The sequence below is a fragment of the Sphingobacterium sp. 1.A.5 genome, from assembly GCF_002734235.1.
Taxonomy (GTDB): Bacteria; Bacteroidota; Bacteroidia; order Sphingobacteriales; family Sphingobacteriaceae; genus Sphingobacterium; species Sphingobacterium daejeonense.
This window is the reverse complement of record NZ_PEBA01000005.1, coordinates 46,318-62,367: the sequence shown is the minus strand read 5'-3', so window position 1 is coordinate 62,367 and position 16,050 is coordinate 46,318. Positions and strand designations below refer to the sequence as shown.

At 39.3% G+C, this 16,050-nt stretch carries 13 protein-coding genes; 11 read left to right on the top strand and 2 right to left on the bottom strand.

Annotated features, from left to right (window positions below):
- Nucleotides 1-10: 10 nt before the first annotated feature.
- Together CRT24_RS04280 and CRT24_RS04275 are read right to left on the bottom strand one after the other, a co-directional pair.
- A complete protein-coding gene (locus CRT24_RS04280) occupies nucleotides 11-1,648 on the bottom strand; it encodes a M14 family zinc carboxypeptidase (RefSeq protein ID WP_099370012.1) in 1,638 nt (545 codons plus the stop codon).
- 77 nt (nucleotides 1,649-1,725) lie between these two features.
- On the bottom strand, nucleotides 1,726-2,853 hold the full coding sequence (locus CRT24_RS04275; RefSeq protein WP_099370011.1) for an alpha/beta hydrolase: 1,128 nt from the start codon (nucleotides 2,851-2,853) through the stop codon (nucleotides 1,726-1,728).
- Nucleotides 2,854-3,120: 267 nt separating this feature from the next.
- Here CRT24_RS04275 and atpD point away from each other — a divergent pair, with 267 nt between their 5' ends.
- The 11 genes from atpD to CRT24_RS04220 all read left to right on the top strand — a co-directional run bounded on the left by atpD (nucleotide 3,121) and on the right by CRT24_RS04220 (nucleotide 16,049).
- Nucleotides 3,121-4,623, top strand: coding sequence for a F0F1 ATP synthase subunit beta (atpD, locus tag CRT24_RS04270; RefSeq protein WP_099370010.1), 1,503 nt, complete (start codon nucleotides 3,121-3,123; stop codon nucleotides 4,621-4,623).
- 108 nt (nucleotides 4,624-4,731) lie between these two features.
- Nucleotides 4,732-4,980: an ATP synthase F1 subunit epsilon gene (gene atpC / locus CRT24_RS04265; protein WP_099370009.1), complete on the top strand. Its 249-nt coding sequence runs from the start codon at nucleotides 4,732-4,734 to the stop codon at nucleotides 4,978-4,980.
- A 368-nt stretch (nucleotides 4,981-5,348) separates the two neighbouring features.
- Complete coding sequence (locus tag CRT24_RS04260) at nucleotides 5,349-6,239, top strand: branched-chain amino acid transaminase (RefSeq protein ID WP_099370008.1); 891 nt, start codon at nucleotides 5,349-5,351, stop codon at nucleotides 6,237-6,239.
- The gene (ilvD, locus tag CRT24_RS04255) at nucleotides 6,223-7,923 is read left to right on the top strand and encodes a dihydroxy-acid dehydratase (RefSeq protein WP_099370007.1); all 1,701 of its coding nucleotides are present in this window, start codon (nucleotides 6,223-6,225) and stop codon (nucleotides 7,921-7,923) included. Before CRT24_RS04260 ends, ilvD begins: the two co-directional genes overlap by 17 nt.
- Nucleotides 7,924-8,151: 228 nt before the next feature.
- The gene (gene ilvB / locus CRT24_RS04250) at nucleotides 8,152-9,894 is read left to right on the top strand and encodes a biosynthetic-type acetolactate synthase large subunit (protein ID WP_099370006.1); all 1,743 of its coding nucleotides are present in this window, start codon (nucleotides 8,152-8,154) and stop codon (nucleotides 9,892-9,894) included.
- Between the two features lie 2 nt (nucleotides 9,895-9,896).
- The gene (gene ilvN / locus CRT24_RS04245) at nucleotides 9,897-10,487 is read left to right on the top strand and encodes an acetolactate synthase small subunit (protein WP_099370005.1); all 591 of its coding nucleotides are present in this window, start codon (nucleotides 9,897-9,899) and stop codon (nucleotides 10,485-10,487) included.
- A gap of 14 nt (nucleotides 10,488-10,501) precedes the next feature.
- The gene (locus CRT24_RS04240) at nucleotides 10,502-10,972 is read left to right on the top strand and encodes a DinB family protein (protein ID WP_099370004.1); all 471 of its coding nucleotides are present in this window, start codon (nucleotides 10,502-10,504) and stop codon (nucleotides 10,970-10,972) included.
- Between the two features lie 40 nt (nucleotides 10,973-11,012).
- Nucleotides 11,013-12,494, top strand: coding sequence for a ketol-acid reductoisomerase (gene ilvC / locus CRT24_RS04235; protein WP_099370003.1), 1,482 nt, complete (start codon nucleotides 11,013-11,015; stop codon nucleotides 12,492-12,494).
- A 97-nt stretch (nucleotides 12,495-12,591) separates the two neighbouring features.
- The gene (leuC, locus tag CRT24_RS04230) at nucleotides 12,592-13,989 is read left to right on the top strand and encodes a 3-isopropylmalate dehydratase large subunit (RefSeq protein ID WP_099370002.1); all 1,398 of its coding nucleotides are present in this window, start codon (nucleotides 12,592-12,594) and stop codon (nucleotides 13,987-13,989) included.
- 12 nt (nucleotides 13,990-14,001) lie between these two features.
- Nucleotides 14,002-14,586: a 3-isopropylmalate dehydratase small subunit gene (gene leuD, locus CRT24_RS04225; RefSeq protein WP_099370001.1), complete on the top strand. Its 585-nt coding sequence runs from the start codon at nucleotides 14,002-14,004 to the stop codon at nucleotides 14,584-14,586.
- Nucleotides 14,586-16,049, top strand: a complete 1,464-nt coding sequence (locus CRT24_RS04220; RefSeq protein WP_180269063.1) for an ATP-binding cassette domain-containing protein — start codon at nucleotides 14,586-14,588, stop codon at nucleotides 16,047-16,049. The genes leuD and CRT24_RS04220 overlap by 1 nt, the downstream gene beginning before the upstream one ends.
- Nucleotide 16,050 lies beyond the last annotated feature (1 nt).

Sequence of the window (16,050 nt, the reverse complement as noted above, 5' to 3'; positions counted from 1 at the left end):
TTAGCAAATTTTATAGGTTAATATCTAATGTTTTCTCTCCGGCTGTTGGGCATCCTACGATGAGTTTTATTTTGCCTTTACCTTTGACTAACCAAGAGAACGTGGTTGATGCACCGGCCTGTAGTGTTGGGTATAGTTGCAACCTCTTGCCACTCAGGAAGGATTGATTTTTCTGCAATTCCATTATAGACTTCATTTTGGAGACATGCTTTATTTTATCTGCAATTTCTGGATATACAGGCATCGCTCCGGTATTGAAGACTTTCACTTCGATTCTATAGATATCATCGCCAAGGTTAGTTACTTTAGGTGCTGAGAATTCCAAGGATGCCAGCGAGCGGGTCAATTCGACTACAAAATCGGCATGCATTTTACCAGCATTTTCTAGCATGGCAATTGGAGGGTTGTTTTCAAATCTTTCGACCAATCCACCAACTTCGACTTCTTGATTGGGGAAATCGGGATGATTTACTTTTGTCCAAGACAGGATTGCGCCTTGAACGCCTTGATTTTTCACCCAATTTACAAATCTATCAGAGTTCTTGTTTCCAGGATTTTTAGGGGCCGTATCTTTATTTATCGGGTTTTTACTGGAGTCAGATGTTGTTGGGATCCACCATGATGGAGTCACGAAGCTGAATTTTCCGGTATGATAATAAACTGTTGGGGAGAAATTTCCTTTTCCTTGCTGCATCTTAGGAGCTTCGCCAAGAGGTTTCACAGCATCATTATAGATTTTACTTACAAATGCGGATACTTGCGCGTCATTGTTGGTCCACGATTTCACAATTCTTTCGGAGGCTTTCCTTTGATCAAATTGTTCAGGCACAGACAGGTTGTTTTGGAGACCAAAATGCAGGACAGCGGCAATTTGTGGGTTATCGAAAATCAGATCAATGATTGCACGAGTTTCCGGTTCAGATGCTGCATAGTCACCTGTTTCGGGTTCAAAGAATGGGTAATCGAAAGTAAAGTTTTTATCAATATTAACTCCGGACTTGTCATCTTCTGAGAATTTACCGTCTTGATCCAAGTCACGACCTTCACTATAAAGTTCAAAAGAACCAGATTCGCCTTTATTTCTTTCCGCCAACATCAAGTAATCTGGATTACTTGCATGTTCTTTATAAGGACCTGCTGGAGATTTTATTCTCATTTGAGAGATCACACCATCCTTATTTAAGTCGGCTTCAGGATCTTCATCGATTCTTCCATCGCGGTCATTGTCGATTGTTCTGGCGTTTCCAGAGGTCAATGAGGCTGCAGTAGAATTTCTTTTATAGGCATCTACATTTAAAACAGGTATAATCCAGATTGATTTATTTGCTAGGATCTGGTTTAATTGATCTGCAGGTAATGCAAGGATATGTTTTGCAACATTCAAGGAGTTAATAACTCCAGCCGGGTGTTTCCCATCAATTCCTGCTACGATCAACAAAGTTGGTTTCGCAGTTTTATCGTTTTGGATTTTCAGAAGCGGAATATCTTCAGCAGCATAGCTTTTACCGACGGTAGTTTTTTCAACGAGTTTATTAGCAGCTACCTCTTGAATTTGTTTCTTCAATGCTTCATAATTGGGGTAGTTCCATTGAGCATTTACAAAAAACGGCATACCGCAGCAGAGCAGCGCAATAATCCAATATTTCATACAATTAGGTGTTAGTTCGGCACTAAACTAACTAATTAGCTGAAAAATAAAAAGGTATTAAGCAGGTAATAAATTTGTTATTTTCTATTTTGCCAATAATCGTAGAATTTTCTGAATGCCTCCTGCCAATATATGGCACCGTGTTTTCCTTCATTTTCAATCACTAACTGTAATTTTCCGTCAAAATGTTCCTCCATCCAGGCAAAGTATTTTTCTAGATCAAGTTTCATATTATTACTTGAATCCATCATTCTGAATCTTCGTTCCTTGTCGCCTATATAGAAATAGAAATCTTGTTTTCTACGTTCTTCGGTTTTTTCCTTCAATTTCTTAGTTGCGTATTCATACAGATTTTCTTCATCCATCCATATGGATGGTGAGAATGATGCTAATGTTCCAAAAACGGATGGATATTTTAATCCGGCATATAGGGTTAATAAACCGCCAATAGAACTACCTACCATGGCAGTATTTGCAGGATCAGACAATGTCCGGTAGTTTTTGTCTACAAATGGTTTTAATGTTTTTACGATATCTTCCAAATATGCCCAGCCTAGCGCTTTTTCAGAACCATGTCCTGCTGTGACCAAATATTCCTGTTGACGAAGTTCATAAGTTTTGGCGTGGTCAATAGCAATAACAATTGATGGTTTGTCTGCTTCATCGAGTGTTTCATCCACCATCCATTCTACGGGACCTGATTTATCGATGGAGATTGCCTCATCGAATAAATGCTGTCCATCATGCATGTAGATTACAGGAAATTTATCGTCAGTTGATGAATATCCTTTTGGGAGATAAATCATTACTTTTCTGTATACATTCAATTCAGGGAAGAAGAAATGATCGTCTAATATATTGACCTGTTTTGAAGCTGTTGATTTTGGGAATTGGTCACGCCAGGCTTCAATTGTAAGATCAATTTCAGTGTCTTTTTGGATTTTTTCCACAAAGGCTGGTTCTAATTTGCCATCTTTTGTGGATGACAGGGTATTCCAATCCCCTCTGCTCAGTTTAAGCTCCAGGTCTCCAGACTTTATCTCTCCAAGATCGAATACAATATGTTCTCCTTTTTCAGGGATTTTTCCAACATATACCTGTTCCTCCCAATTATTGAAAGTTCCAGATAGATATAATGAATCTCCGATAAAGCTTTCGGAATTATTTAGGATCTTGACTTTGACTTGATGGGTTGTTTTCGACATAATGAATTCTTCAAAGAAGTGCTTGAGTTAGTGGACTTCCCTAAAGATAACAAAAAGTGACAATGAGTTATTATTGTACTAAAAAAGGATAAATTTTGGCATAAAATAGTAACAAAAGAGGCATGCTGAAACATTAAATAAAAAAATTGAAATTAAATATTGATATCCCTTTTGGTTTTAATAAGATAAAACTTATTTTTGCATTCCGAAATAGAGGATGTAAAAGTTCTGTATTTAAATTGATTAATAAATTTTAGTCCCTATAATATGCCCAATATTGGTAAAATAGCGCAGATTATCGGCCCAGTAGTTGACGTCAACTTTGCCGACAATGAAAATCTTCCTAAGATTTATGATGCTTTGTACATTGAGAAAGACAATGGTCAACGCATTATATTAGAGGTTCAACAACACTTAGGTGAGGAACGAGTTCGTACAATTGCAATGGATGCTACCGAAGGTTTGATTCGTGGCATGAAGGTAGTTGACACTGGTGCTCCTATCAAGATGCCTATTGGTGAAGGAATCAAAGGTCGTGTATTCAACGTTGTTGGAGATCCAATTGACGGTATTCAATCTTTGGAGAAAGATAATGGTCGTCCTATTCACAACGTACCTCCAAAGTTTGAAGATTTATCAACAGAGACAGAGGTATTATTCACAGGTATCAAAGTAATCGATTTATTAGAGCCTTATGCAAAAGGTGGAAAGATTGGATTATTTGGTGGTGCTGGTGTTGGTAAGACGGTATTAATTCAGGAGTTGATCAACAACATTGCAAAAGGTCACGGTGGTTTATCGGTATTTGCAGGTGTTGGCGAGCGTACTCGTGAAGGAAACGACTTACTTCGTGAGATGTTGGAATCAGGCATTATTAAATATGGTGATGCATTCATGGAAGGCATGGAAAAAGGCGAGTGGCCTTTGGAAACTGTAGATTTAGAGTTGATGAAAGAGTCTAAATGTACATTTGTTTTCGGTCAGATGAATGAGCCTCCAGGTGCACGTGCTCGTGTTGCTTTATCAGGATTAACTATTGCGGAATACTTCCGTGATGGAGATGGTGAAGGCCAAGGACGTGATATCTTATTCTTCATTGATAACATCTTCCGTTTTACCCAAGCGGGTTCTGAGGTTTCCGCGTTATTAGGACGTATGCCATCAGCGGTAGGTTACCAACCTACATTAGCAACAGAGATGGGTTTGATGCAAGAGCGTATTACTTCAACTAAGAATGGTTCAATCACTTCAGTACAAGCGGTATACGTACCTGCGGATGACTTGACTGACCCTGCTCCGGCAACAACTTTCGCCCACTTAGATGCAACTACAGTATTGTCACGTAAGATTTCAGAGTTAGGTATTTATCCTGCGGTGGATCCATTGGATTCAACTTCACGTATCCTTTCTCCTGCAGTTTTAGGTGATGAGCACTACAATACAGCACAACGCGTAAAAGAGATTCTTCAACGTTATAAAGAACTTCAAGATATTATCGCCATCTTAGGTATGGACGAGTTATCTGAAGAAGATAAATTGACAGTACACCGCGCACGTCGTGTACAACGTTTCTTATCACAACCTTTCCACGTAGCGGAGCAATTTACAGGTTTGAAAGGTTGTTTAGTAGACATCAAAGACACTATCAAAGGATTCAACATGATCATCGATGGTGAAGTTGATGAATACCCAGAAGCATCTTTCAACTTAGTAGGTTCTATTGATGACGCTATCGAAAAAGGTAAAAAACTATTAGCAGAAGCAGTTTAATGTCAGATATGAGATATGAGATATGAGACTTTTTGCTAATCGCAACAAGTCTCATATTTTAAGACATGATCTCAAATCTCAAATCTCACATCCCACATCTCAATTCAAATGAAATTAACAATCATAACTCCAGACAAATTAGCATACGAGGGTGATGTAACAGCTGTTACAGTTCCTGGATCGGCGGGTTCTTTTCAGATTCTGAAGGACCACGCGGCTATTGTGTCTACGCTAGAAGATGGTAAAGTCATTATTAAGAATAATAATGACGAGCAAGTCATTATTATTAAAGGTGGTGTCGTAGAAGTAAAGGACAACAATATCATCGTTTTAGCAGAAGGAATTGCCGAAGAATAGATAGATAAAATAAAAGATAATGTAGCCCTTAAAACTTCAAGTTCTAAGGGCTATTTTTTTGCAACTTTTTTTGTTACAAAGGCCATTTCAGGAAGAATTTCGGACTCTTAACGAAAAAATTTAAAAAAGTGAAAATATACCAATTTTAATTTTAGTCTACAGACAACAAAATTAAAAGACCAAAATACAGCTATTTGATAAAATATTATTTTTTGAAAATAGATTTATCGAAATAAAAAACTTTATTAAAAAAATTTTACTGGCTATTGTAAAGAATTTTATTTCGAGCTAACTTAACAAAACAGAAAAAAGGGATTCCCTAGTGGGATTTTTTTGAGGGAGTATTATACAAAATTCATCAGGGCATTATGGAGTATTATAATCAAGACACGCTAATCTATTTGAATGGGGAATTTGTAAAGGCGAACAATGCCGGAGTTGATATGTTCGGTCAGTCTTTGCATTATGGGTATGGCGCTTTCGAAGGACTGCGTGCATATAGTACACATAATGGTACCCGAATCTTTAAAGCAGAGGAGCATTTCGAACGATTGAAAGAATCATGTAAGGCTATCGGCCTTCCTTATCAATGGGACAACCGAGAGTTGATTGAGAAATCTTATGAACTTTTAGAGGCCAACAATTTAAGGGCTGCTTATATCCGTCCTTTGATTTATTCTGGGTCGAATATGCACTTGACTGCTTCCGACAAAGCTAATATTATGATTGCAGCTTGGGAGTGGGGTCCATACTTGGGGCAGAACTTATTAAAGGTTAATATTTCAAGAATTGAGCGACCTAATCCTAAATCCTTTCCTATTGAAGCGAAAGTATCGGGTCAATATATCAATTCTATCTTGGCGACGAGTGACGCCATTCAAAAAGGATATGACGAAGCATTGCTATTAGACCAGGACGGTTTCATAGCTCAAGCTTCTTCAGAGAATCTATTTATTGAAAAGGATTTCAAGATCTACACTCCTCCATTGGGCAATATATTCCCAGGGATTACAAGAAATACGGTCATCGATATCTGCAAGGATTTGAATTTTGACATTATCGAGAAGCGAATTACCATTAAAGATATTTATGAGGCAGACAGTGCATTTTTAAGTGGTACAGCTGCAGGAATAATAGGAATTAAACAAGTAGACGATGTTGTATTTGCCGAAGAATGGGAAGACAGCATCGGCGCATCTATCCAACGAAAATATAAAAACTTAGTATTAGAGCAAGAGAATTATGAAGTCATCATCTGATAACCAAAAGGGAATCAACAAGTACAGCCGCATCTTTACACAAGATGAGACACAACCAGCTGCGAAAGCCATGTTATATGGTATCGGTCTGACCGATGCAGATATGGAAAAGGCGCAAGTGGGAATTGCGAGTATGGGCTACGACGGTAACACGTGTAACATGCACCTTAATGACTTGGCACAAGTGGTCAAGAAAGGTATTTGGGACAATGAGCTGGTCGGATTAACTTTTGGGACTATTGGTGTGAGTGATGGGATGAGCAACGGAACTGACGGAATGCGTTATTCTTTGGTTTCTCGTGATGTTATTGCTGACAGTATCGAAACGATCTGCGGCGGTCAATATTATGACGGTGTTGTTGCTATTCCGGGATGTGACAAAAATATGCCAGGAGCGATTATGGCGATGGGAAGATTGAATAGACCATCTATTATGGTTTATGGTGGAACTATTGCTCCGGGACATTATAAAGGTGAAGAATTGAATATCGTTTCTGCATTTGAAGCTTTGGGCAAGAAGATAGCGGGAACAATCTCCGATGAGGACTATGATGGTGTAATCCGTCATACATGTCCAGGGGCTGGCGCATGTGGTGGTATGTATACTGCAAATACAATGGCTTCAGCAATTGAAGCTATGGGTATGAGTTTACCTTATTCATCATCAAATCCTGCGGTATCGGAGGAGAAAAAACAAGAATGTCTGGATGTGGGCAAATACATGCGCATTATCCTTGAGAAAGACATTAAGCCATCTGATGTGATGACACGTAAAGCATTTGAGAATGCCATGCGTGTGATTGTCATCCTTGGCGGTTCTACCAATGCTGTTTTGCATTTTATTGCAATGGGAAAATCTGTTGATGTTGACATTACACCTGATGATTTCCAACGCATGTCTGATGAGACTCCTGTTTTGGCTGACTTTAAGCCATCTGGTAAATTCTTGATGCAAGACCTACACCAATATGGTGGAATCCCTGCAGTAATGAAATATTTATTGGATGAAGGCTTATTGCATGGAGATTGTTTAACAGTAACTGGAAAAACTGTTGCTGAAAACTTGGAAAACGTAAAATCGATCATTGAGTACAATCAACCTATCATCCACAAGTTGGATGATCCTATCAAAGCTACGGGTCACCTACAGATCCTATATGGTAACCTTGCTGAGCAAGGTTCAGTTGCTAAGATTTCAGGTAAAGAAGGTGAAAAATTCACTGGTCCAGCTAGGGTTTTCGATGGTGAGCATGATTTGGTAAAAGGACTAGAAACTGGCAGAATCAAGAAAGGTGATGTTGTTGTGATCAAGAACGAAGGTCCTAAGGGAGCTCCGGGGATGCCTGAGATGTTGAAGCCTACTTCTTTGATCATTGGTGCTGGCTTAGGAAGCTCGGTAGCCCTTATCACGGATGGTCGTTTTTCAGGGGGGACGCATGGCTTCGTAGTCGGACACATTACTCCAGAAGCTTATGAAGGAGGATTGATCGGATTGGTACAGGATGATGATATCATCGAGATTGACGCTGTCAACAACAGCATCAACCTGAAAGTATCTGACGAAGAAATCGCTAACCGCAAAGCGGCATGGCAACAACCAGCCTTAAAGGTTAAAAAAGGAGTTCTATACAAGTACGCAAAATCAGTTGCCAACGCATCACAGGGTTGTGTGACGGATTTGTAGGAAGACAATAGACAGTAGACAACAGACAACAGAATAAGTTTAGGTGTAATCGGAAAGATTACTATTTAAAATAAATCTGGGGTTCATTTAATCCAGTTTATTGTTCAAATATTGATTAAGAGAATAGGAAGAAAAACAAATAAAGCATAAAGATAAGACACTGATTATTAGAATTATTAGAATTATTAAATTCTTATGTCTTATGTCTTATGTCTAAAATCTAAGAAGATGAGTACACTTGAAAAAACGGAAACAAAGGAAGCCACAAAGAAAGCGGCGGGAACGCAGATTAGCGGGTCACAAGCTGTTATGGAGGCCTTAATCCACGAGGGGGTGGATACCGTATTCGGGTATCCAGGGGGTGCTATTATGCCGATCTATGATGCATTGTATGATTACACTGATCAATTAAAGCATATTTTGGTACGTCACGAACAGGGTGGAATTCATGCTGCGCAAGGATATGCACGTACGTCAGGGCGTGTAGGTGTAGCTTTTGCAACCAGCGGTCCTGGAGCAACTAACCTGGTCACAGGTTTGGCGGACGCAATGATCGACAGTAATCCTATTGTCTGTATCACAGGACAGGTCTTTGCATCACTGCTCGGAACCGATGCTTTTCAAGAAACTGATGTCATTAATATTACTACGCCGGTAACCAAATGGAACTACCAAGTTACAGATGCAAATGAGATCCCTAGTGTATTGGCTAAGGCATTTTATATTGCAAAAACAGGAAGGCCAGGACCGGTATTGATTGATATCACTAAAAATGCTCAGCTTCAATTATTCGATTATTTAGGATATGAGTCTTGTAACCATGTTCGTAGTTACCGACCTGCCCCTATCGTTCGCAAGGAATATGTTGAGGAAGCTGCAAAAGCAATAAACGAGGCCAAAAAACCATTCGTTTTATTTGGGCAAGGTGTTATTTTGGGTAAAGCAGAACAAGAATTCAAAGAATTTATTGAAAAGGCTGGTATACCTTCAGCAGCAACCGTGATGGGTTTGAGTGCATTGCCTACAGATCATCCATTGCATGTGGGTATGTTGGGGATGCATGGAAATTATGCTCCAAACGTCATGACCAATGAGTGTGATGTTTTAATAGCAATAGGGATGCGTTTTGATGACCGCGTTACGGGTCGTTTGGATAAGTATGCGAAACAAGCAAAAGTAATCCATTTAGATATTGACCCTGCAGAGATTGACAAGAATGTGAAAGCACATGTTCCTGTTTGGGGTGACTGTAAAGAAACTCTTCCGTTATTGACAGAATTGATAAACAAAGGAGATCATGCAGAATGGTTGAATCAGTTTAGAGAATTGGAAAAAGATGAGATCAAAGAAGTCATTCATGATGAACTGAACCCTACCTCAGATATTTTGACGATGGGTGAAGTAATCAAAGTTTTGAATGAATTATCTGGCGGAGATGCGGTTATTGTAACCGACGTTGGTCAACATCAAATGGTTGCATGTCGATATGCTAAATATAATTCATCCAAATCAAGTGTGACATCTGGAGGTTTAGGAACAATGGGATTCGGGTTACCAGCGGCAATTGGTGCTTGGTATGGTGCTCCTGAGCGTGATGTTGTAGCGATTATTGGTGATGGAGGAATTCAAATGACGATCCAAGAGTTGGGAACCATTATGCAATTTGGCGCAAAGGTTAAAATTTTGATCTTAAACAACGAGTTCTTGGGAATGGTACGTCAATGGCAGCAGTTGTTCCATGATAAGAGATATTCCTTTGTGAATATCACCAGTCCAGATTTCGTTGCGGTAGCCAAAGGGTATTATATCGATGGAAATAAAATTTGTGAGCGTAAGGATCTTAAGGATGCCTTAAAGACCATGTTGGATCATGATGGTTCTTACCTATTAGAAGTAATGGTAGGTAAAGAAAACAATGTATTCCCTATGGTAGCGCAAGGTACGAGTGTGTCAGAAATTAGATTGAAGTAATCATGGAAAAACAAGAATATACCATAACCATCTATACGGAAAACTCTATCGGGATGATAGGTCGTATATCTGGGATATTTTCAAGACGTAAAATAAATATCGAGAGTTTGAATACTTCACCTTCTGAGGTTGATGGGATCCATCGTTTTACGATCTTAATTACAGAGTCGGAAGAAGTAGTACGCAAATTATGCCGTCAAATTGAGAAGCAAGTTGAGGTTTTGAAGGCGTATTTCAACACGAATGATGAATTGATTTGGCAAGAGCAAGCTTTATATAAAGTCCCTGCGGAAGCAATTGCTGAGAAAGTATTGGTTGAGCGTTTATTGCGTCAATATGGAGCAAATGTCGTTGTTATCCGTAATGATTATATCGTTTTTGAAACTGCGGGTCACCGTGAGGAAATCGACAGATTGACTGAGGAACTTGGAAAATACAGTTTGATTGAATTTGTAAGAGGAGCTCGTATTGCTATCATAAAAGACAGCGCTGGATTCCATACCAAACTTAAGCAATTTGAGATCAACGAACCAGGAACTGATATCGTTGAGAACGAATATCTGGATCAAAGGGACGACGTCTTCACGATGTAATCATAATATTAAAAATGGATAAAGTATTTAAATTCATTATCGATGGCCGTAAGGCGTTCATTCGTTTGATTGATGAACTTACATTAGATCAACTGAATGAGATTCCCGAAGGGTTCAACAACAACATCATTTGGAACTTCGGTCACATCGTGGTGAGTACACAAACCCTGAGCTATACCCGAACTGGTATTCGCGAAGGAGTAAATTGGGTGAAATATGTAGATGCCTATGCAAAAGGCACAAAGCCCACATATTATGTTAGCCAAGAAGAAGTGGATGACTTAAAGGAGATTGCATTGCGTTCAATTGCCGCAATTGAGGCAGATTATAACGCAGGGGTTTTCAAGCATGTCACCGCATACGAAACGGCAACCTACGGCGCAAGCTTAAATAGTATTGAGGATGTATTGATCACTTCAGTTGGTCATGACAACCTTCACTATGGCTATGCGACGGCACAAAAAAGAATAATCAACAACAAATAGTAAGAAACCTTAATCGAAAAAGTATTTAATCAATATTACAATGGCAAATTATTTCAACACATTACCACTTAGAGAGCAATTGGATCAGTTAGGAGTTGCGGAATTCATGGACAATGCAGAGTTCAATGAAGGAGTTGAAGCTTTAAAGGGTAAAAAAATCGTAATCGTAGGTTGTGGAGCTCAGGGCTTGAACCAAGGTTTAAACTTGAGAGATAGCGGACTTGACGTATCTTATGCATTACGTAAAGAAGCTATTGAACAAAAAAGAGATTCATGGAAAAATGCAACAGATAACAATTTCAAAGTTGGAACTTACGAAGAATTGATTCCAACGGCTGATTTAGTTATCAACTTGACACCAGATAAACAACATACATCAGTAATCAATGCAGTAATGCCATTGATGAAACAAGGTGCTACCCTATCCTACTCACACGGGTTCAACATTGTTGAGGAAGGGATGCAAATCCGTCCTGACCTTACTGTCATCATGGTAGCTCCAAAATGTCCAGGTTCTGAGGTTCGCGCTGAGTACTTAAGAGGTTTTGGTGTACCTACGCTAATTGCTGTACATCCAGAGAACGACCCTCAAGGCAAGGGATGGGCAGAAGCAAAAGCTTACTGTGCAGGAACAGGTGGTGACCGTGCCGGGGTATTGAAATCATCATTTGTTGCAGAAGTAAAATCTGACTTGATGGGTGAGCAAACTATCCTATGTGGTTTGTTACAAACGGGTTCTATTCTTTCATTTGATAAAATGGTAGAAAAAGGCATCGATGCAGGCTACGCTTCAAAATTAGTTCAATACGGAGTAGAAGTAATTACAGAAGCATTGAAGCACGGTGGTGTTAGTGGCATGATGGACCGATTGAGCAATCCTGCCAAAATCAAAGCATTTGAATTGTCAGAAGAATTGAAGGACATTATGCGTCCATTGTTTCAAAAGCACCAAGATGATATCATGTCTGGTGAGTTCAGTAAAACAATGATGGAAGACTGGGCTAACGGCGATGCCAATCTATTGAAATGGAGAGCAGAAACCGGAGAGACAGCATTTGAGAAAACTCCGGCTGGGGATGTTAAAATCTCGGAGCAAGAATATTTTGACAACTATTTATTGATGGTTGCTTTTGTGAGAGCTGGTGTAGAATTGGCATTTGAAACTATGGTTGAGGCAGGTATTAAGCCAGAATCAGCTTATTATGAATCATTGCACGAAACACCATTGATTGCAAATACGATTGCACGCAAGAAATTATTCGAAATGAACCGTGTAATTTCTGATACTGCAGAATACGGATGTTATTTATTTGACCAAGCATGTAAGCCATTATTGGCGGACTTCATGAAGAAAATCGACACTGATGTTGTTGGTAAAAACTACAATGAAGGAAAAGATGGTTCGGTTGACAACATCAAATTAGTACAGGTTAACGAAATTTTAAGAAATCATGAGGTTGAAATCGTTGGTAGAAAACTACGTAAAGCGATGACTGCAATGAAAGCTATTCAAACTGTTTAATTTTTCGTAAATTAGATAGCTTTAAAGGGGGTAAAATTGTCAAATTCATATTTTACCCCATTTAAAATTTCAAACCAATAAGAGATAAAAGAGTAAAATGGGAAAAACATTAGTAGAAAAAATTTGGGATGCTCATGTCGTCAAGCGCCAAGAGGGTTTTCCTGATATCTTGTATATCGATACCCACTTGATCCACGAAGTAACGTCTCCACAGGCGTTCGATGGATTACGCAAAAGAGGATTGCCTGTATTCCGTCCAAATCAAACAGTTGCAACTGCAGACCACAATGTCCCAACATTAGATCAGCACTTGCCAATCAAAGAAGAACTTTCTCGCTACCAAGTAGACATGCTGACCAAAAACTGTAAGGAATTTGGCATTGAGCTATATGGTTTGGGTCATCCATACCAAGGAATTGTTCACGTGATAGGTCCAGAATTGGGTATTACCCTTCCTGGCAAGACGATGGTATGTGGTGATAGCCACACTTCTACGCATGGTGCATTTGGTGCTATTGCATTTGGTATCGGTACATCACAGGTAGAGCAGGTATTTGCTACACAATGTTTGTTACAGCAAAAACCTAAGACCATGAAAATAGAGGTGAATGGAGAATTGGGTAAAGGAGTTGGTGCGAAAGATATCATTCTATATATCATTTCTAAAATTTCTGCTGCTGGAGGTACTGGTTATTTCGTTGAATATGCGGGAGAAGCTATCCGTTCATTGAGCATGGAAGGTAGAATGACCATCTGTAACATGAGTATTGAAATGGGTGCACGCGGTGGACTGATTGCTCCGGATCAAACGACATACGATTATATCAATGGTAGAGAGTTTGCTCCTAAGGGTGAAGAATGGGACAAAGCGTTGGCTTATTGGAAAACATTATACTCAGATGAAGATGCTCAATTTGATGAGGTATTGACATTTGATGCTGCAGATATTCAACCGATGATCACATATGGTACCAATCCTGGAATGGGTATTGGCATTACCGAGGCTATTCCTACTACGGGTTCACAACCTGAAAACGAGCGCCTATCGTATCAAAAAGCATTAAATTATATGGGTTTTGATGATGGCGAGCAAGTTATCGGCAAGCCGGTAGACTATGTATTCATCGGAAGCTGTACCAATTCTCGTATTGAAGATTTACGTCAGGTTGCTGCCTTTGTACAGGGTAAGCACAAAGCTGACAATGTTGAGGTATGGATTGTTCCGGGTTCAAAGCAAGTGGAGGCGCAAGCGAAGCTTGAAGGAATAGACAAGATTTTTGAAGAGGCTGGGTTTGTATTACGCGAACCAGGCTGTTCAGCTTGTTTAGGGATGAATGAGGACAAAATTCCTGCTGGAAAATACTGTGTTTCTACTTCGAACAGAAACTTTGAAGGTAGACAAGGACCAAACGCTCGCACGATGCTGGTAAGCCCACTTACCGCAGCGGCTGCAGCGGTTACTGGTAAAATTGTTGACGTTAGAGAATTGGTGTAAAGAATTAGAATCATGAAAAAATTTGAAAAATTATCCTCTCGTGTAGTTCCACTACCGATAGAAAATATTGATACAGACCAAATCATTCCTGCTCGTTTCTTAAAAGCAACGACCCGTGAGGGATTTGGGAATAATTTGTTCCGTGACTGGCGGTTTGACAGCCAAGACCAGCCCAAGGCTGATTTTGTGATGAACAATCCTACTTATCAAGGAAAAATCCTAGTTGCAGGTAAAAACTTTGGCTGTGGGTCATCACGTGAACACGCTGCTTGGGCTATCCAAGATTATGGATTTGATGTCGTTGTGAGCTCCTTTTTTGCAGATATCTTTAAAGGTAATGCATTGAATAACGGCGTATTACCGATTACAGTTCCTGAACAATTTTTGGAGAAGATCTTTGAAAAAGTATTTGCCAACCCTGATACAGAGCTTTTGGTTGATCTAGAGGCTCAAACGATTACAATTGCCGAAACAGGGGACCAATTTACATTTGAAATCAATCCTTACAAAAAATCTTGCTTGATCAATGGTTATGATGATATTGACTATATCTTAAGCCAAAAAGCAGATATCGAATCTTTCGAACAACATAGATAATGGCGACAAGAGTCCAAATTTCAGATTTAACGATCTCATACGGTGCAACCACAGTTTTGAGCAATCTGACATGGACTATTGAACCACATCAAAATTACATATTGGGAGGAAAGAGTGGTTCAGGGAAAACGACTCTTGCAAAAGCCATAGCAGGTCTTGTTACAGGCAGTGGAGATGTAAAGGTTGAATTTGATAAAAGCAGCTCTCTCCTACCTCAAGTAATTTATGTGTCTAATTGGTATCAATTTACCAATTTGGAAGGAGATAGAAATTTCTATTATCAACAACGCTATAATAGACATCAAGGCAATGATACCTTAACGGTAAAGGCTGAATTCCTTCATTTTGCAAAGAAAGAAAATTTAAATCTTGAGGATATTCAAGATAAGATTGTTGCCATGGGTTTCGGACACACCATGGATTCTCAGTTGATTGAGCTTTCTAGTGGTGAGCATAAGAAGCTTCAGCTTATCAAATCCCTTTGGTTAAAACCACAGCTTTTGATAATTGATGAGCCTTATACGGGTCTGGACAAACAATCACGTGCAGAGTTGAACATATGGCTAGATGAATTGGTGAGTGAAGGTGTTCAATTGATCATCATTTCAAATGATAAACAGTTACCTAATTCTATCAATAGCTATGCACATGTTGTGGATGGTCAATTAGAAATTGTCTCTTCATTTGATGAGATTCTTCAGGATGAGCGAAGAGTTCGGAAGAACTTGCCTTCATTTTTGCAACAGGCTCCCAACATTAATTTTGAAAACATTGCAGATTTAAAGCACATTATCATCCGATACGGTGACAAAGTTGTCTTAAAGGATGTAAGCTGGAGGGTTGATGTTGGTGAGAAGTGGTTATTGCAGGGTCCGAATGGCTCGGGGAAATCGACTCTATTGAGTTTAATCAATGGAGATCATCCTCAGTCCTATGGCTTGGATATCTCCTTATTTGGAAAAAAGAGGGGCTCTGGTGAAAGTATCTGGGACATCAAACAAAAAATCGGCATGATTTCGCCGGAGATGCATTGGTACTTTGATCAAAACGCTACGGTCTGGCATACTCTTGCTTCGGGGTTTTACGACAGTATTGGTTGGTTTATTGATGTAAAATTCCATGAGAAGAAACAGATTGAAGAGTTAATGTCGTTTTTTGATTTGACTGAACATAAAGACCAGTTATTGCATACATTGCCATTGGGCAAACAACGTTTGGCTATGTTGGCGAGGAGCATTATCAAAAACCCACCTTTGTTGGTATTGGATGAGCCTTGTCAGGGATTGGACACACAGCAAGCTAAATATTTCAATGATGTTGTCGATGAGTTATGCGAACACGGCAAGACTTTGATTTATGTTGGTCATTATGAAAGTCAGCTCCCAAGCTGTATTGAAAAAAGAATAGTATTAGAAAAAGGCGAAGTTGTAGCCTTGGAAAATAAAGTTGAAAACGTTTTATAAA